Raw genomic sequence first — 17,119 nt, 5'->3', positions numbered from 1 at the left:
CGCAACAGCGGCAACGGTTAAAGAGTAAGGGTTGATCAGCGTTTGAGCATCGCCCGAATATCGGCCAGTGCGTTGTTGCCACGCGCGGCTTTCACTTCGACGGGCGCATCGTCCAGGCCTTCCCAGGCCAAATCGTCCGGCGGCAGTTCGTCGAGGAACCGGCTCGGGGTGCAGTCGATGATCTCGCCGTACTGCTTGCGCTTGGCCGCAAAGGTGAAGGCCAGGGTCTGGCGCGCGCGGGTAATGCCCACGTAGGCCAGGCGGCGTTCTTCTTCGATGGTGTCGGCTTCGATGCTGGAGCGGTGCGGAAGGATCTCTTCTTCCATGCCCATGATGAACACGTAAGGGAATTCCAGGCCCTTGGAGGCATGCAGGGTCATCATCTGCACACCTTCGGCGTTTTCTTCCTCTTCCTGCTGGCGCTCGAGCATGTCGCGCAGCACCAGCTTGCCGATGGCGTCCTCGATGGTCATGTCACCCTCTTCGTCCTTCTCGAGGGTGTTTTTCAGCGCTTCGACCAGGAACCAGACGTTGCTGATGCGGAACTCCGCCGCTTTGTCGCTGGCGGTTTGCTGGCGGATCCAGTTCTCGTAGTCGATGTCGCGGATCATCTCGTGCAGCGCGGCGATCGGGTCATCCAGCGCCACCTTGTGGCGCACCCCGTCCAGCCAGTGCTTGAAGCGCTGCAGGCGCTCGGTGTAACGGGCGTCCAGGTGCTCGCCCAGGCCCAGCTCTTCGCTGGCGGCGTACATCGAGATACCGCGTTCGGTCGAGTAATTGCCGAGCTTTTCCAGGGTCGTGGAGCCGATTTCCCGGCGCGGCACGTTGATCACGCGCAGGTAGGCGTTGTCGTCGTCCGGGTTCACCAGCAGGCGCAGGTAGGCCATGAGGTCCTTGACCTCCTGGCGGCCGAAGAAGCTGTTGCCACCCGAAAGGCGGTACGGCACCTGGTGGTGCTGCAGCTTCAGTTCGATCAGCTTGGCCTGGTAGTTGCCGCGGTAAAGGATGGCGAAGTCGCTGTACGGGCGGTTGGTGCGCAGGTGCAGGGTGAGGATTTCCATGGCCACGCGTTCGGCCTCGGCTTCCTCGTTCTTGCAGCGGATCACGCGGATCTCGTCGCCCACGCCCATCTCGCTCCACAGCTGCTTCTCGAACGCGTGTGGGTTGTTGGCGATCAGCACGTTGGCGCAGCGCAGGATGCGGCTGGTGGAGCGGTAGTTCTGTTCGAGCATGACGATCTTCAGGGAGGGGTAGTCCTCCTTGAGCAGCATCAGGTTCTCGGGCCGCGCGCCACGCCAGGCGTAGATCGACTGGTCATCGTCGCCGACCACGGTGAACTGGTTGCGCATGCCGATCAGCATTTTCACCAGCAGGTACTGGCTGGCGTTGGTGTCCTGGTATTCGTCCACCAGCAGGTAGCGCACGCGGTTCTGCCAGCGCTCCAGCACTTCGGGGTGCTCCTGAAACAGCTTGACCGGCTGCAGGATCAGGTCGTCGAAGTCCACCGCGTTGAACGCCTTGAGCGTGCGCTGGTAGTGGGTGTAGACGATGGCGGCGGTCTGCTCGCGCGGGTTGCGGGCCTTTTCCAGGGCCTCGGGCGGGAGGATCAGGTCGTTCTTCCAGGCACCGATCATGTTCTTGATCTCGTCGATGCCGTCGTCGCCGGAATACTCTTTCTGCATGATGTCCGACAGCAACGCCTTGATGTCGGACTCGTCGAAGATCGAAAAGCCTGGCTTATAGCCCAGCTTGTCGTGCTCCTTGCGGATGATGTTCAAACCCAGGTTGTGGAAGGTGCACACCGTCAGGCCGCGGCCTTCCCCCGGGCGCAGCAAGGTGGCGACCCGCTCCTTCATCTCGCGCGCGGCCTTGTTGGTGAAGGTCATCGCCACGATGTACTGGGCACGGATGCCGCAGTTCTGGATGAGGTGGGCAATCTTGCGCGTGATGACGCTGGTCTTGCCGGAACCTGCACCGGCGAGCACCAAAAGAGGGCCGCCGACGTAGTCTCGGGCTTCCTGTTGCCGGGGATTGAGTCGGGACATGCTAGAAACCGGGGGTCGCCAGAAAATAGCCGCGCATTCTAACAGGCATGGGCCGGTAATGGCGCGACCGTCTGACGTCTGAGTCAGACTTTTATCAGCGCATAAGTATTAGTCAGGCTCATGCTATTCACCGAAAAAATCGTATTTGCCGGTTGGCCTGGTTTCGCGCACGATGCACGACGAAATGTGTCGTTGCCTACATATATAAAAGCGTAAATCATTTTCATTCATGCAGTGGCATACTTGGCCTCTGCCGTTGCACCCGCCCATGCCCTAAGGAGCCCGCTTGTCCACGCCTGTCGAACCGTTGCGTTTGCTGCTGTTGGCTGATGAGCCGGAATGGGCCGTGCTGTTGCGCGAGTGCGTGCAGGCACTGAGCGGCAGCGCGGTGTTGTTGACCGCACCTGACTGGGAGTCGGTCGATAGCCTGTTCAGCCACGACCGCCAAGCCGTGATCCTGGCCACCCCGGCCTTGCAGCCAGCCCCCGGCCGCTGCGAGCTGCCCACGGTCGTGCTGCTCGATCACGAGCCTGAAGTGGCGCCCACCGGGGTCAGCGACTGGCTGGTGCGTGACCACCTCAATGCCGATGCCTTGCGCCGCTCGTTGCGCCACGTTCGCGAGCGCGGCGTGCTGGTTGCCACTTTGCAACGCCTGGCCGAGCAGGACCCGCTGACCGGTATTGCCAACCGCCAGGGTTTCCAGGCCTTGCTGACCACGCGCCTGGCAGAGGGGGATGGCCGTGGCCTGGCCCTCGGCCACCTCGACCTGGACAACTTCCGCCACGTCAACGACGCGCTTGGCCATCAAAGCGGCGATCGGCTGATCCTGCAGGTGGTGGCACGGCTCAAGCTGCAACTGGAGGCCGGCGACCAGCTGGCCCGGCTGGGCAGTGACGAATTCGCCCTGCTGATCGATACCCGCCGCGACCCGAACCGCGCCGAGTGGATAGCCGAACGCATCATCGAAGCCTTGGCCGAGCCCTACTGGATCGACGGCGAAAGCCTGCTGCTCGGCTGCAGCCTGGGCCTGGCTCACGCCCGGGCGCAGGGCGGCGCCGACCCGCTGATGTGGCATGCGCACATCGCCATGCGCCAGGCCAAGGGTAGCCAGGGCTGTACTTTTCATGTCTTCAACGAACGCATCAACCGCAACGCCCGCAGCCTCGCCGACCTGGAAAGCGAGCTGCGCCGGGCCCTGCGCCGTGACGAGCTGGAGCTGCATTACCAGCCACGGCTGAACCTGGCCGATGGGCGCATCGTTGGCCTTGAGGCGCTGGTGCGCTGGCGCCATGCCGAGCGCGGCCTGTTGCCGCCCAGCGAGTTCGTGCCGCTGGCCGAGCAGAGCGGGCTGATCGTGCCGCTTGGCTACTGGGTGATATCGCGCGCGCTGCGTGACATGCAAGCGCTGTGCGAGCATGGCCTGCCGCCGCTGCACATGGCGGTGAACCTGAGCTTCAGGCAGTTTCAGGACAGCCAGCTGCTGACCACCCTGAGCAGGTTGATCATCGAGCACGGCGTCGATGCCCGCTGGCTGGAGTTCGAACTGACCGAGACGGCGGTCATGCGCCGCAACGAACGGGTGCGCCAGACCATGGATGCCCTTGGGCGCTTGGGCGTGCGTTTTTCCCTGGATGACTTCGGCACTGGCTTCTCATCGTTCGTGCACTTGAACAGCCTGCCGATCGCCTTGCTCAAGGTTGACCGCAGTTTTGTCGCCGAGATGGAAATGCGCGAGGAGAACCGCAAGCTGGTGCACGCCATGATCAACCTGGCGCATAACCTCAACCTCGAAGTGGTTGCCGAGGGTGTGGAAAGCGAAGCGCAGATGGCGTTGTTGCGTGAGTTCGGCTGTGACCAGGTGCAGGGGTTTCTGGTCAGCAAGCCGCTGCCGGTGGCGGAGTTGATGGCGTTTCTGCAGGACTGTGGAACGCCGCATCTGGTTAGCCTGTAATGCGGCTAGGGCTGCAAAGCAGCCCCGGCAATCACACAGGCAGTGCAGACCTGTCAGGCAAACCCGCCTTTCTCAACAGACGTTTCATCCGCCATTCAAAGCCAAGGGTCAGCGCCACTGCCGCACAGGCCAGCCCCAACGCCAGCCCCCACCAGATCCCGACCGCGCCGCCTCCCAGGTTGAAGGCGAACAGCCAAGCGCTGGGGGCGCCCACCAGCCAATAGCAGCACAGCCCGATCAGGAAGGTGGTCTTGGCGTCCTTCAGCCCACGGATCGAGCCCATGGCGATGGTCTGCATGCCGTCGAACAGCTCGAACCAGGCCGCGACCATCACCAGCTGCACGGCCAGTTGGTAGATGGCCGCGAACGCGGGGTCGTTGCGGTCGATGAACAACCCCACCAGGGCATCCGGCAACAGCCAGAACAGCGCGGCGAAGGCGAACATGATCATCCCGCCAAAACCGATCCCCACCCGGCCTGCGCTGCGGGCCGCGAGCAGGTTGCCGCCGCCGTAGTACAAGCCCACGCGCATGGTCACGGCATAAGACAGCCCGGTGGGCACCATGAACGCCGTGGAAACGATCTGCAGCGCGATCTGATGCGCCGCCAGCTCCGTGCTGCCGAGCACGCCCATGCACAGCGCGGCAAAGGCGAACAGGCCGACCTCCACCATGTACGTGCCGCCAATCGGCAGGCCCAGCCGCCACAGCTCGCGCAGGGCTGGCAGGGAAGGGCGTGACAGGCCCTGGCGCAGCGGGTAGGCGGCATAGGCCGAATGCCAGCGGATGTACAGGGCTAAGGCAATCGCCATGCCCAGCGACACCACGGCAGTGACCAGGCCGATGCCCATCAGGCCCAGCTTGGGCAGGCCGAACATGCCTTCGATCAGCGCAACGTTGAGCAGGTAGTTGAGCACCGTGCCTATCACGCTGATGACCATCACCGGCGTCGAGCGGCCAAGCGCGCTGGTGAAGCCGCGCAGGGCCATGAAGGTCAGGTAGCTGGGCAGGGCCAGCGGCAGCAGGGTGAGGAATTCGGCGGCCGAGGCGACGTTCTCCGGCTGTTGGCCAAACATCAGCAACACCGGCTCCAGGTTCCACAGCGCCAGCGCCGCGACCAGCGCCAGGCCCCAGGCCAGCCACAGGCCGCTTTGTGCCAGGCGTGTGACGCCCTCGATGTCGTTGGCACCCTTGCGGATGGCCACCAGCGTGCCGACCGCGGCGATCACGCCCAGGCAAAAAATCGACACGAACGAGTAGCTCGCAGCGCCCAAGCCGCCGCCCGCCAAGGCTTGCGGGCTGATGCGGGCCATCATCAGGGTGTCGGTCAGCACCATCAGCATGTGCGCCAACTGCGAGGCGATCAGCGGCCCGGCCAGGCGCAGCAAAGCCTTGAGTTCGGTGGTAGGCGCTACATGCATGCGTGTGGTCCTTTTCCTGATCCCGTGAGCGAAGGGCGATTCTGAGGCTTTGGTCAGCTTTGCACAAAAGGATAAAAACGATCATTGGCATGAGTTTGACTCATGTGTTTATGCTGTCAGCGATCCGTTCCCCAGCCCGCATGGCAGGTGCCTAATGTCTCGTCAGCTCCCACCGTTGTATGCCTTGCGCGCATTCGAAGCCGCTGCGCGACTGAGCTCCTTCACCCGTGCCGGCGAAGAGCTTTCGATTACCCAGAGTGCGGTCAGCCGCCATATCCGCACCCTTGAACAACACTTCGCTTGCCGCCTGTTCGTGCGCAGCGGCCGCAGCTTGCAATTGACCGAAGCGGCCAGGGTGTTGCTGCCCGGCGTGCGCGAAGGCTTCGCCGCGCTGGAGCGGGCTTGCGACACCTTGCGCGGCGAAGATGACATCTTGCGCATGAAAGCGCCCTCCACCCTGACCATGCGCTGGTTGTTGGCCCGCCTAAGCCGTTTTCGTCACCTGCAGCCCGGTAACGAAGTGCAACTGACCAGCGCCTGGATGGACGTCGACCATGTCGATTTCAACCAGGAGCCTTTCGATTGCGCCGTGTTGCTCAGCGATGGCGTGTTCCCGGCGCATTGGGAAGTGCGCCGGTTGTTTCCCGAACTGCTGATCCCGGTGGGTGCGCCGGACCTGCTCGATGATGGGCCGTGGGACGAGCGTCGGCTGGCCTGCATCGAACTGCTGCACCCGACCGTGGACAAGCGTGACTGGCGCGAATGGTTGGAGCGCATGGGGCTTAGCGACAAGGTGTCGCTCAAGGGCGGCCAGGTGTTCGATACCCTGGAGTTGGGCATGATCGCAGCGGCGCGTGGCTATGGGATATCGATGGGGGATTTACTGATGGTGGCCGAGGATGTGGCGCAGGGGCGTTTGAGCTTGCCCTGGCCAACGGCGGTGCCCAGCGGCATGGATTACTACCTGGTGTGGCCGCGCACCCGGCCGGGTGGCGAGCGGTTGCGGCGCTTGAGCGAATTCTTGCACGCGGAGGTGGCGGCGATGGACCTGCCGGATGTGCAGGTCCTGCCGACGCTTGGGCCGCAGCGCGACCCAATGCGACCCTAAGGCTTACATCGACCCCAGGTTCAGCGCCTGTGCACACGCCTGCAACGAGCGGCGCTCGCTCTGCGCATACAACGCCAGCTCATCCTGCACCTTCAGCCCCAATGCAGCTTCGAACGCCTCACGGTTAGCGTTGCTGCCGTATTCTGCCTGCGCATCATCGCCCAGGTTGGACTGGAAGATCCCCGCTGCACTCACCGGCAGGAAGTCTTCGTACACCAGCGCCTCGAAGTGCACATGCCCCGCATCGATCAGCCCTTGCAGGGTGGTCGGGCGGTCGCTGTAATCGCGAGCGGCCAGGCCTTTTTCGGTGGCGAAGTAACGGAAGTAGGCCAGGCCCTGTTCACGCATCTGCGCCAGGTCGTCGGGGAACTCGGCGAAGGTCTGGCTCAACAGCGTCCTGTAACGCTCGGCATTGGCTTCGGCTGGCACACCGCCCAAGGCGGCGCGGGTAGCATCGAGCAGTTTGTCGTACAGCTGGCGACCCTTCGGCGTCAGTGCGGCACCGCGTTGTTCGATCTCGCCGAAACGCGCGGTGTGGCTGCCCTCGCTGCCTTGCTGACCGCTGAAGGCGACTTTTTCCTGCAGCGCCTTGAAGCTGGTCTGGCGCAGCAGGATTGGGTGGCGGCGGGTGGGCGGGCCTTCGACCACGGCCTTTGGCGGAATGCCCTTGGCCGGCATGCCGACCTGGATCGCGTCGATGTCCAGGGTGCGCGGGGTCAGGTGGTTGATGTGCGGGCCCTTGAAGGCCACCACATCGGCAATCAGACGGTGCTGGTCGTGCAGTTGCTGGTACTGCTCGGCGGTTACCGTGGCGTCATGGTGCCAGCGGAAGGTGTGCAGCGCTTCCTGCACGAACGCCTTGGCGTCGGCTGCGCTGAGGCCGCCGTCACGCTCGCACTGGGCAATCAGCTCGAGTACGCGCGGGGTGAAAATCTTGCGTTTGGCCAGGATGCCCTGTGCCAGTTCGCGCAGTTGCGGGTTGTCGATCAGTTCCAGGCGCAGCAGCGAGGTGAACACCCGGAACGGGCTGACATGCAGGGACTGCTCGTGCACGGCGCGGAAGGCGGTGGAGTGCACGGGTACGCCTGCAGAGCTGAGGTCGTAGTAGCCGACGGGCTCCATGCCCATCACCGCGAACAGTTTGGCGATGGTCGCCAGTTCTTCGGCGGTGCCGACGCGGATGGCGCCGTGGCGTTCCTGGTCCAGGCGCTCGATTTCGCCGGTCCAGCGCAGCGCTTCGGCCACCGTTGGTTGCTGGGTCATCACCTGCTGGTTGATTTCGCTCACCAGCTCCAGCAGCGTGCCATACAGCGGCACTTCCTGTTTGTACATGAGCGACATGGCGGCAGAGAACTGCGCGCGGATGCTGTCTGGGCTGACGAAATCGTGGGCGGGCATCGCTAGCTTCCTGGTTGGGTTCGGACGCTTACATGAAAGCTGGGAATGCACATGGCTCACAAGCGAAAAAAAGTGCGAGTGTCATTCCTTTTTTGATCGACCTTAGGGCCCCTTCGCGGGTGAACCCGCTCCCACAGGGGTGGTGCAATGTTTGAACGCTGTGCAGTACCTGTGGGAGCGGGTTTACCCGCGAAGAGGCCCTAGAGCCTACAACTGCTCGTGAATCCACTCCACCAACGCCCGCACCTTCGGCACCTCGGCCGCATGCTCGGCATACGCCAGGTAATGCGCCCCGGTACTCTTCATCGCATGATTCCAGGCAATGACCAGGCTCCCTTCATTCAGCTCCTTGGCCACCAAGTACCGCGGCACCAGCGCCACCCCACAGCCCGCCTGCGCCGCGCTCAAGGCCATATAGAACGTATCGAACCGCGGCCCATGGTAGGCGCTGACACTCTGCAGCCCCAGCTCCAGAAACCACTCATGCCACGCCTCTGGCCGCGACGTACTCTGCAGCAGCACCAGCTCGGCCAACTCACCGGCATCGGCCAGCGCCCGCCCGGCCAACAGCTCCGGCGCGCACACCGGCACCACCTCTTCGCGGAACAGCTCCACGCAGGTCGCCCCCGGCCAGGTGCCTTGCCCATAGAAGAACACCACATCCGCCGAGCCTTGCAGCAAAGCGAATGGCTCCATCTCGTTACGGATGTCCAGGTGGATATTGGTGTGGCGCTTGCCAAAGCCTTTGAGGTGGGGGATCAGCCAGCGCACGCCAAAACTCGGTTGAGTGGCTACCTTCAATATCTCGGTCTGCTCGCCATAGGTCAGTACGTAGCGGCTGGACATGTCCACCTGGGTGAGGATCTTGTTGACCTCGGCCAGGTACAGGCTGCCCGCTGGCGTCAGTTGCAGGCGGCGGCGAATGCGCAGGAACAGGTGGTGGCGCAGCATGTCTTCGAGTTGCGCCACTTGCTTGCTGACCGCGCTCTGGGTCAGGTGCAGCTCTTCGGCGGCACGGGTGAAACTTAAATGACGGGCTGCAGCTTCAAAGCACTGCAGGGCGGTCATGGAGGGCACCAAGCGTTTGGACATAGCGGTCTCTGCGGCTCAAATCATTACCTGACGGAATGATATGCGGAATAAAGGTCGTTTGTTGCACTGGTGTGATCGGATTAATACTGATCCACATCATTTTTCCACCCCATCACCGATGTAGGAGATGCACAAATGGTTGCTGGATTGCTCGAGCGCCTTGGCGTTGCCGCCGAGGCTTACACCCAGGGCGACTACCCTGTTCACACGCCGATCGACGGCAGCCAGATCGCCTCGGTGAAACTGCTCGGCAAGGCCGAGACCATCGCCCGCATCGATCAGGCCCAAAGCGCCTTCGACGCCTGGCGCACCGTGCCGGCCCCACGCCGCGGCGAGCTGGTCCGCCTGTTCGGTGAAGTGCTGCGTGAACACAAGGCCGACCTCGGCGAACTGGTTTCGATCGAAGCCGGCAAGATCACCCAGGAAGGCCTGGGTGAAGTCCAGGAAATGATCGACATCTGCGACTTCGCCGTCGGCCTGTCGCGTCAGCTGTACGGCCTGACCATCGCCTCCGAGCGCCCTGGCCACCACATGCGTGAAACCTGGCACCCGCTGGGCGTGGTTGGCGTGATCAGCGCCTTCAACTTCCCGGTTGCCGTCTGGGCCTGGAACACCGCGCTGGCCCTGGTGGCCGGTAACTCGGTGGTGTGGAAACCGTCGGAAAAGACCCCATTGACCGCCCTGGCCTGCCAGGCGCTGTTCGAAAAAGCCCTGAAAGCCTTTGGCGATGCACCGGCTGGCCTGGCGCAACTGGTCATCGGTGGCCGTGAAGCGGGCGAAGCGATGGTCGATGACCCACGTGTGCCGCTGGTCAGCGCCACCGGCAGCACCCGCATGGGCCGTGAAGTCGGCCCACGTGTTGCCGCTCGCTTCGGCCGCAGCATTCTCGAACTGGGCGGCAACAACGCCATGATCCTGGCCCCGAGCGCGGACCTGGACCTGGCTGTGCGCGGCATCCTGTTCTCCGCCGTGGGTACTGCGGGCCAGCGCTGCACCACCCTGCGCCGCCTGATCGTGCACCGCTCGATCAAGGACGAAGTGGTTGCCCGCGTCAAAGCCGCCTACGGCAAAGTACGTATCGGTGACCCACGCAAAGACAACCTGGTGGGTCCGCTGATCGACAAACTGTCGTTCGACGCCATGCAGGGCGCGCTGGCCAAGGCCCGCGACGAAGGTGGCCAGGTGTTTGGCGGCGAGCGTCAGCTGGCAGACCAGTACCCGAACGCCTACTACGTGTCCCCAGCCATCGCCGAGATGCCGGCCCAGAGCGACGTGGTTCGCCACGAGACCTTCGCGCCGATCCTCTACGTGCTGGCCTACGATGATTTCGAAGAGGCCCTGCGCCTGAACAACGAAGTGCCACAAGGCCTGTCCTCGTGCATCTTCACCACCGACATCCGTGAAGCCGAGCGCTTCCAGAGTGCCTCGGGCAGCGACTGCGGCATCGCCAACGTCAACATCGGCACCAGCGGCGCCGAGATCGGCGGTGCGTTTGGTGGCGAGAAAGAAACCGGCGGTGGTCGTGAATCCGGTTCGGATGCCTGGAAAGGCTACATGCGTCGTCAGACCAACACCGTCAACTACTCGCGCGAGCTGCCGCTGGCGCAGGGTATCGTGTTCGACTGATGCTGCAGGGCCGGGGGCTTTGCCCCCGGTTCGCGGGGCAAGCCCGCTCCCACAGGATCCCCGCTGCCTTTCAGGCCTGTGTGGTCCCTGTGGGAGCGGGCTTGTCCCGCGAATGGGCCGCAAAGCGGCCCCAACAAAACCAGATGCACCCGCAATAAGAACAACACTGCTGGAGCCGGCCATGTCCGAACTGCGTCAACAATGCTTGTGGGAATTCGTCAGCAAACCGACCGTCGCCGCCCAGGCCCTGGCCGGTGAGCACAAGGCCGATGTCTGTGTCATCGGTGGCGGCATCACCGGCCTGTCCGCAGCGATCCACCTGCTCGAACAGGGCAAGTCGGTGATCTTGCTGGAAGCCTGGAAGATCGGCCACGGTGGCTCCGGACGTAACGTCGGCCTGGTCAATGCCGGCACCTGGATCCGCCCCGACGACGTCGAGGCGACCCTCGGCCAGAAGCAGGGCAGCCGCTTGAACAAGGTGCTTGGCGAAGCACCGGGCGAGGTATTCGCCATGATCGAGCGCCTGGGTATCGACTGCCAAGCCCAGCACAAAGGCACGCTGCACATGGCGCACAACGCCACCGGCATCGCCGACCTCGAAGCCCGCCATGAACAATGGAGCCGCCGCGGCGCTGACGTCGAGCTGCTGACCGGCGCCCAGTGCCAGGAATACTGCGGTACCGACAAGATTTCCGCCGCGCTGCTCGACCGCCGCGCCGGCACCATAAACCCCATGGGTTACACCCAAGGCCTGGCCGCTGCGGTTTCGCGCCTGGGTGGCAAGGTGTTCCAGCAGTCCTCGGTCGAGGGCCTGGAGCGCGAAGGCGATGGCTGGCGCGTGAAAACGGCACGTGGCTCGGTGCGCGCCGACAAGGTGGTGATTTCCACCGGTGCCTACACCGAAGGCGACTGGAGCAACCTGCAGAAGCAGTTCTTCCGCGGTTACTACTACCAGGTCGCGTCCAAGCCGCTGCACGGCGCTGCCGCTGACAAGGTACTGCCGCATGGCCAGGGCTCCTGGGACACCCGCACCGTACTCAGCAGCATCCGCCGCGACGACCAGGGCCGCCTGCTGCTCGGCAGCCTGGGCCGGGTCGACAACAAGCCGGCCTGGTTCGTGCGCAGCTGGGCTGACCGTATCCAGAGCCATTACTACCCTGAGCTGGGCAAGGTCGAGTGGGAGATGCACTGGACCGGCTGCATCGACTTTACCCCCGACCACCTGATGCGCCTGTTCGAGCCGGCGCCGGGGCTGGTGGCGGTGACCGGTTACAACGGCCGCGGCAACACCACCGGGACCGTGATCGGGCGAGCGTTTGCCGAGTTCTTGCTCAAGGACGAAGCGGACAGCCTGCCGATTCCGTTCTCGCCGATGACCGGGGTGAGCGCGCCGTCGCTGCGCACGGCGTTCTACGAGTCCGGGTTCTCGCTGTACCACGCGGGGCAGTGCTTGAGGGTGGTGTTGTAGCCACTGGCCTCTTCGCGGGGCAAGCCCGCTCCCACAGGTTTTCACAGCCTTCAGCAACTGTGGATTACCTGTGGGAGCGGGCTTGCCCGCGAAGAGGCCGGTGCATATTTACTTGTGCAACCAACTGAGAAAGCCACCTTTCTTGATCAGGGTCGGCTTCTGCAGCAACAACGACTCCCGGCTCTGCCGCCTGAACCGCTGCAACTTGCTCAACGCCGTCTGCACCTCGCCCCGCTGCACCAGGCAGCTCTTCACCTGTTCCTTGTCGATGCGGTAAAGCACGCAACTGGTCAGCGTGCGGAACTCGGCAAAGCCGTCGTCTTCGTCGATGATGCCCTCGATCCCCAGCACTTCCCCCGGCCCCATGCGCCCGGCCTCCAGCAGCTTGTCGCCATCGCGAATCGACGCTGAAACCACGCCGCTGCCAATCACCAACAGGTGATCCGAGCGCTCGCCCACACCCAGGATCACTTGGTCCGCCAGGTATTCCACGGCCGTCATGCGCTGGCTCAGCGCATCGCGCTCTTCATCGCTCAGCGAGCGGAACACCCGCACTTCATCCAGCACCTCGCGTTGGCGGCTGCGCGGCGGCAGGGCCAGGTCGACGTTCCACATCACGCCACTGGCCTCCAGGTGCCGATGGGCCAGGTCGAACAGCTGATTGCGCGCGTCGGTCTTGCCGCCCATGTCGGCAATGAAGCCACTGGCTTCGTACTCCACCGACTCCAGGGTCGACGCCTTCACCGTGACCTTGGGCTTTGGCGTGGCGAGTATCGCGCGCGTGCCCTGCAGGGCCTTTTCCAGCGCATCAAACACCCGCTTGGGGCGCACCTTGGCCGGCACCACCAAACTGATCGACACCCCATGCACGTCAGGCGGGCGGCTGTGGTTGAGCAGTTTGGCTTTGGCCGCCACCGAATTGGGGATCACCGCCAGGCTGCCAGCACTGGTCAGCAGCCGCGTGGCACGCCAGTCGATGTCCAGCACCTTGCCTTCGGTGCCGTCGATGGAGATGGCATCGCCGATCTGGTACGGCCGCGTCGTGTTCAGCACGATGCCGCTGAACACGTCGGCCAAGGTGCTTTGCAGCGCCAGGCCGATGACGATGGCCATCACCCCGGAGGTGGCCAGCAGCCCCTTCACCGGCAGTTGCATCACATAGCCCGCCGCAGCCACCACCGCCGCCAAAAAGATCAGCGCCCCCAGCACATCCTGCAGCAACCGCCCGCCATGGCTGCCACGCGCCACCAGCAACAGCCCGAACACCACGGTCACCGTGCGCGCACCGAACAGCCACCAGCCGATCGTCAGCACTGTCGCCATCAGGTTGCGCGACACATCGTCAGGCCATGGCGGCGGCTGCAAAGGGCTCATGCCCGCGGCCAGCAGCACCCAGCTGAACAGCAGGAAAATCACCAGCCGCGAGCCGATACGCCAGGCCCGGCGTTGGAGGGGGATCAGTTGCCAGAGAATCAGGTCGAGCAGGATCAGTGAAGTGCCGAGCAACAACGGGGACGACTGGATGAAAGCCAGCATGGTGGTCTCGGGGGTGAGGGGAGGGCTGTGCGTAGTAATAGAGCAGGTTGGGCAGGCAGGCAATGGGGGGACGGGTGAGTTGTATCTGAAGGTCAAGGCCGTTGCCCTGTGGTCGAAGGGTTCGCGGCGCTGTGCTCCAACTACATCCCGCATTGCCGCAAAGCTGTTGACTTGCTCAAAGACTGTGATAGCGTTTTACCCGAGCGCGAAACCAGTTGCCATTCAGCGGCAGTAACTGGCGTAGGAACCCCGTCGATGGCTGAATCATCAGCGCAGGGTGAGACCTCCACACCCCGGCTTGAGGGTGTGTATATGAATATCAAGCGTCTATTCAGGGCTACTGGTGACAGTGGCCCTTTTCTTTGCCCGGCAGAAACTCATAGCGCTTGTACAGCAGTTCGCCATGGCGGTGCTTGTTGAGTGCTTTCGCGTCGCACTGCATGAAATTCCACAGCATTTTTCCGCTCTCGAGTGTAACGATCGCCAGCATCTGCCGCTTGGCTTCATATATCCCTATAAATGCCAACCTATGTGTGTCGTTGGTATAGGCCACGCTCCACACCTCAAACGGCCCGGTCAGGGTATCCACAGCTACTTGAATGTAGCGCTCCCGCGCATCTTGCCTTTTCTCGACGATGTGATGGATGCAGCTGCGTCGAATCTGAACATCCCCCAAGGGTGTGTTGATGACCACAAAGGCGCTCGATGAGTTGCTCAAGCCTAGGTGGTGAGCAACGCGCTCAATGGCGCCCTCATGGGTGCCTGCTGCAGCGACCTCATCGATGGCTTGTGCACGCATTTCACGGTCAAGAGACCTGAGGTCTGGCAACCCCCTATCCAACCAAGTGCTCTGACACGTTTTCTCAGTGATTTTCTCGGGCGAGATAGGGGGGTTCAAAGAAGTACCTGGCGACTAGCGATTGCTGAAGCGACGGCAAGTCCACAAGCCTAGGTACCAGGGGCAACACGAGCAATCAGATCGGTATCGACACTACTTGTAGGGATTTTCCTCAGACGAAGCAATGGCGTAGGAATTGGCTTGTGGTCTTCAACAAGCCCAGCGTCCATGAAGCCGGCTTGCCCGTTTACAGGCCTGCCAATCCATCGTTCACAAAACAGAACGCTAAAGCCAAAAACCACTATCTACCGCTCCAAAGGTGATGGTTTTAATCTTCTCCCATCAACGCGAAACACCCAACTTACTGAACATCAAAACCCTTAGGAGCAACGACCATGGCCCAATTCAAATACAACCGCCTGAACAAAGACGACGCCGCTGTGCTGCTGGTCGACCACCAGGCTGGCCTGCTGTCCCTGGTCCGCGACATCGAGCCAGACGCATTCAAGAACAACGTGCTGGCCCTGGCCGACCTGGCCAAATTCTTCAACCTGCCAACCATCCTCACCACCAGCTTCGAGCAAGGCCCCAACGGCCCGCTGGTGCCTGAATTGAAAGCGCTGTTCCCAGACGCCCCTTACATTGCCCGCCCAGGCCAGATCAACGCCTGGGACAACGAAGACTTCGTCAAAGCGGTAAAGGCGACCGGCAAGAAGCAGCTGATCATCGCCGGTGTAGTGACCGAGGTCTGCGTCGCCTTCCCGGCCCTGGCAGCCTTGGAAGAAGAGTTCGAGGTGTTCGTGGTAACCGATGCGTCCGGCACCTTCAACGCGATGACCCGCGATGCCGCCCATGACCGCATGAGCCAGGCCGGTGCGCAGCTGATGACCTGGTTCGGCGTGGCCTGTGAGCTGCACCGCGACTGGCGCAATGACGTCGAAGGCCTGGCGGCGCTGTGCTCCAACCACATCCCGGACTACCGCAACCTGATGACCAGCTACAACGCCTTCAACGCCGGCAAGTAAGCCGCCGCGCACCGGGCACCGACCGTCGGTGCCCGGCAAGGGCAGCACACCCATTCAATCCTCCGCCCGTTCGCTGTTGCACAGTGAGTGCGGGCCAGCTCATCCCAAGGAATGTCGATGAACACCGCACTCCAAGACAACCGCAACGTGGTCACCCTGGTCATCCAGCACAAAGTTCGCGCCGAGGCGCTGGCCGGCTACGAGGACTGGCTCAAGCACACGGTCAGTGCCGCGCGCCGCCAACCCGGCCACCTCGACGTCAACGTGATCCGCCCCGAAGACGGCGGCCGCCACTTCACCACCGTGGTGCGCTTCAGCGATGCCAGCCTGCTGCAGGCCTGGGTCAACTCCACCGAGCGCCAGACGCTGGTCAGCCAGGTGCTGCCGCTGCTGGAGGAGGGCGACAACACCCAGGTTCACGAAGACCCAGAGTTCTGGTTCACCCCACCGAGCACCACGGCGGCACAACCGCCGCGCTGGAAGCAAGCGTTGCTGACCTACCTGGTGATCTGCCCGATGACCATGGTCATTCCGCAACTGCTGGCGCCGTTGTTCGCGCGCTTTCCGCACTTGGGCGGCGCGATCACCGGCAACCTGATCGTCAACCTGTTTGTCATCCTGCCCGTGGTGTTCTACATCATGCCGTGGGTAACCCGCCGCTGCGCCAACTGGCTGCGTGGCTGATTCAGCCCCTTCCCCATAGACTTTCAAGGAGATACCGATATGAGCACACTCGTAACCCGCGATGGCACTTCGCTCTATTTCAAGGACTGGGGCAGCGGCAAGCCCGTGTTGTTCAGCCACGGTTGGCCGTTGGACGCCGACATGTGGGATTCGCAGATGGAATTCCTGGCCAGCCGTGGCTACCGCGCCATCGCCTTCGACCGCCGTGGTTTCGGCCGGTCGAGCCAGCCGTGGAATGGCTATGACTACGACACGTTTGCCGATGACATCGCCCAACTGATCGAACACCTCGACCTGCGTGAAGTGACCTTGGTGGGCTTCTCCATGGGCGGTGGCGATGTCAGCCGCTACATCGCGCGCCATGGTAACGAGCGGGTGGCTGGGCTTGTGCTGCTGGGGGCGGTGACGCCGGTGTTTGGCCAGCGGGATGATAACCCTGAGGGGGTCGAGGCTGCGGTGTTCGAGGGTATTCAGGCGGGCTTGCGTGCCGACCGGGCGCAGTTCATCGCCGATTTTGCCACGCCGTTTTATGGCTTGAACCAAGGGCAGCAGGTGTCCCAGGGGGTGCTGACGCAGACCCTGAACATCGCGCTGCTGGCCTCGATCAAGGGCACGCTGGATTGCGTCACCGCGTTCTCCAAGACCGACTTCCGCCCGGACATGGCCAAGATCGAGGTGCCGACCTTGGTGATTCACGGTGATGCGGACCAGATCGTGCCGTTCGAGACCACGGGCAAGAAAGCCGCCGAGTTGATTCGTGGGGCCGAGCTGAAGGTGTATGAAGGTGCGCCGCATGGGTTTGCCGTGACGCATGCGCAGCAGCTGAATGAAGACTTGTTGGCGTTCCTCCAGCGATGACGGTGTGAGGCATTCGCGGCGGTCCGGCGCCCCGGTAAACCCGCTCCCACAGGATCAACACAGCTTTTGG

Annotated in this window: 13 protein-coding genes; 7 read left to right on the top strand and 6 right to left on the bottom strand. The window is 63.1% G+C overall.

Features of this window, described 5'->3' with window-relative positions; translation table 11 throughout:
• Positions 1-35 precede the first annotated feature (35 nt).
• Entirely contained in the window at positions 36-2,045 is a 2,010-nt protein-coding gene (rep, locus tag AC5PZ0_RS06475) for a DNA helicase Rep (RefSeq protein ID WP_099430788.1), read from the bottom strand.
• Between the two features lie 286 nt (positions 2,046-2,331).
• Between rep and AC5PZ0_RS06470 the strand changes: the two genes are divergently transcribed.
• The gene (locus tag AC5PZ0_RS06470; RefSeq protein WP_265968645.1) at positions 2,332-3,996 is read left to right on the top strand and encodes a putative bifunctional diguanylate cyclase/phosphodiesterase; all 1,665 of its coding nucleotides are present in this window, start codon (positions 2,332-2,334) and stop codon (positions 3,994-3,996) included.
• Between the two features lie 31 nt (positions 3,997-4,027).
• On the opposite strand, the gene AC5PZ0_RS06465 is transcribed toward AC5PZ0_RS06470, so the two are convergent.
• Complete coding sequence (locus tag AC5PZ0_RS06465; protein ID WP_274884834.1) at positions 4,028-5,416, bottom strand: NorM family multidrug efflux MATE transporter; 1,389 nt, start codon at positions 5,414-5,416, stop codon at positions 4,028-4,030.
• Between the two features lie 154 nt (positions 5,417-5,570).
• Here AC5PZ0_RS06465 and AC5PZ0_RS06460 point away from each other — a divergent pair, with 154 nt between their 5' ends.
• Positions 5,571-6,524, top strand: a complete 954-nt coding sequence (locus AC5PZ0_RS06460; RefSeq protein WP_027592180.1) for a LysR substrate-binding domain-containing protein — start codon at positions 5,571-5,573, stop codon at positions 6,522-6,524.
• Positions 6,525-6,527: 3 nt separating this feature from the next.
• Here AC5PZ0_RS06460 and hglS read toward each other — a convergent pair whose 3' ends face one another.
• A complete protein-coding gene (gene hglS / locus AC5PZ0_RS06455; protein WP_493854560.1) occupies positions 6,528-7,922 on the bottom strand; it encodes a 2-oxoadipate dioxygenase/decarboxylase HglS in 1,395 nt (464 codons plus the stop codon).
• Between the two features lie 207 nt (positions 7,923-8,129).
• Complete coding sequence (locus tag AC5PZ0_RS06450; protein ID WP_493854559.1) at positions 8,130-9,014, bottom strand: LysR family transcriptional regulator; 885 nt, start codon at positions 9,012-9,014, stop codon at positions 8,130-8,132.
• A gap of 135 nt (positions 9,015-9,149) precedes the next feature.
• Here AC5PZ0_RS06450 and amaB point away from each other — a divergent pair, with 135 nt between their 5' ends.
• A complete protein-coding gene (gene amaB, locus AC5PZ0_RS06445; protein WP_012274799.1) occupies positions 9,150-10,640 on the top strand; it encodes an L-piperidine-6-carboxylate dehydrogenase in 1,491 nt (496 codons plus the stop codon).
• Positions 10,641-10,821: 181 nt separating this feature from the next.
• Positions 10,822-12,108: an L-pipecolate oxidase gene (gene amaA, locus AC5PZ0_RS06440; protein WP_027592183.1), complete on the top strand. Its 1,287-nt coding sequence runs from the start codon at positions 10,822-10,824 to the stop codon at positions 12,106-12,108.
• A gap of 108 nt (positions 12,109-12,216) precedes the next feature.
• Here amaA and AC5PZ0_RS06435 read toward each other — a convergent pair whose 3' ends face one another.
• Positions 12,217-13,644 (bottom strand): mechanosensitive ion channel domain-containing protein, encoded by a 1,428-nt coding sequence (locus AC5PZ0_RS06435; RefSeq protein WP_493854558.1) that lies wholly within the window; start codon positions 13,642-13,644, stop codon positions 12,217-12,219.
• A gap of 337 nt (positions 13,645-13,981) precedes the next feature.
• Positions 13,982-14,443 carry a PBECR2 nuclease fold domain-containing protein gene (locus tag AC5PZ0_RS06430; RefSeq protein ID WP_493854557.1) on the bottom strand — a complete coding sequence of 154 codons (462 nt, stop codon included), beginning with the start codon at positions 14,441-14,443 and terminating at the stop codon, positions 13,982-13,984.
• A gap of 434 nt (positions 14,444-14,877) precedes the next feature.
• Between AC5PZ0_RS06430 and ycaC the strand changes: the two genes are divergently transcribed.
• The 3 genes from ycaC (at position 14,878) to AC5PZ0_RS06415 (ending at position 17,049) form a co-directional block, all read left to right on the top strand.
• Positions 14,878-15,507 (top strand): isochorismate family cysteine hydrolase YcaC, encoded by a 630-nt coding sequence (ycaC, locus tag AC5PZ0_RS06425; RefSeq protein ID WP_027592185.1) that lies wholly within the window; start codon positions 14,878-14,880, stop codon positions 15,505-15,507.
• Between the two features lie 117 nt (positions 15,508-15,624).
• Positions 15,625-16,191: an antibiotic biosynthesis monooxygenase gene (locus AC5PZ0_RS06420; RefSeq protein ID WP_027592186.1), complete on the top strand. Its 567-nt coding sequence runs from the start codon at positions 15,625-15,627 to the stop codon at positions 16,189-16,191.
• 39 nt (positions 16,192-16,230) lie between these two features.
• Positions 16,231-17,049, top strand: a complete 819-nt coding sequence (locus AC5PZ0_RS06415) for an alpha/beta fold hydrolase (RefSeq protein WP_085272179.1) — start codon at positions 16,231-16,233, stop codon at positions 17,047-17,049.
• The last annotated feature ends 70 nt before the right edge of the window (positions 17,050-17,119 follow it).

It is taken from the genome of Pseudomonas sp. 5.2 (genome assembly GCF_059025405.1).
This window is presented reverse-complemented; position numbering and strand designations above follow the sequence as displayed.

Excerpts from the sequence above, each read along its gene's own strand:
- rep (WP_099430788.1), bottom strand. The coding sequence starts at position 2,045 with ATGTCCCGACTCAATCCCCGGCAACAGGAAGCCCGAGACTACGTCGGC.
- AC5PZ0_RS06465 (WP_274884834.1), bottom strand. The coding sequence starts at position 5,416 with ATGCATGTAGCGCCTACCACCGAACTCAAGGCTTTGCTGCGCCTGGCC.
- AC5PZ0_RS06460 (WP_027592180.1), top strand. The coding sequence starts at position 5,571 with ATGTCTCGTCAGCTCCCACCGTTGTATGCCTTGCGCGCATTCGAAGCC.
- hglS (WP_493854560.1), bottom strand. The coding sequence starts at position 7,922 with ATGCCCGCCCACGATTTCGTCAGCCCAGACAGCATCCGCGCGCAGTTC.
- AC5PZ0_RS06450 (WP_493854559.1), bottom strand. The coding sequence starts at position 9,014 with ATGTCCAAACGCTTGGTGCCCTCCATGACCGCCCTGCAGTGCTTTGAA.
- amaB (WP_012274799.1), top strand. The coding sequence starts at position 9,150 with ATGGTTGCTGGATTGCTCGAGCGCCTTGGCGTTGCCGCCGAGGCTTAC.
- amaA (WP_027592183.1), top strand. The coding sequence starts at position 10,822 with ATGTCCGAACTGCGTCAACAATGCTTGTGGGAATTCGTCAGCAAACCG.
- AC5PZ0_RS06435 (WP_493854558.1), bottom strand. The coding sequence starts at position 13,644 with ATGCTGGCTTTCATCCAGTCGTCCCCGTTGTTGCTCGGCACTTCACTG.
- AC5PZ0_RS06430 (WP_493854557.1), bottom strand. The coding sequence starts at position 14,443 with ATGCGTGCACAAGCCATCGATGAGGTCGCTGCAGCAGGCACCCATGAG.
- ycaC (WP_027592185.1), top strand. The coding sequence starts at position 14,878 with ATGGCCCAATTCAAATACAACCGCCTGAACAAAGACGACGCCGCTGTG.
- AC5PZ0_RS06420 (WP_027592186.1), top strand. The coding sequence starts at position 15,625 with ATGAACACCGCACTCCAAGACAACCGCAACGTGGTCACCCTGGTCATC.
- AC5PZ0_RS06415 (WP_085272179.1), top strand. The coding sequence starts at position 16,231 with ATGAGCACACTCGTAACCCGCGATGGCACTTCGCTCTATTTCAAGGAC.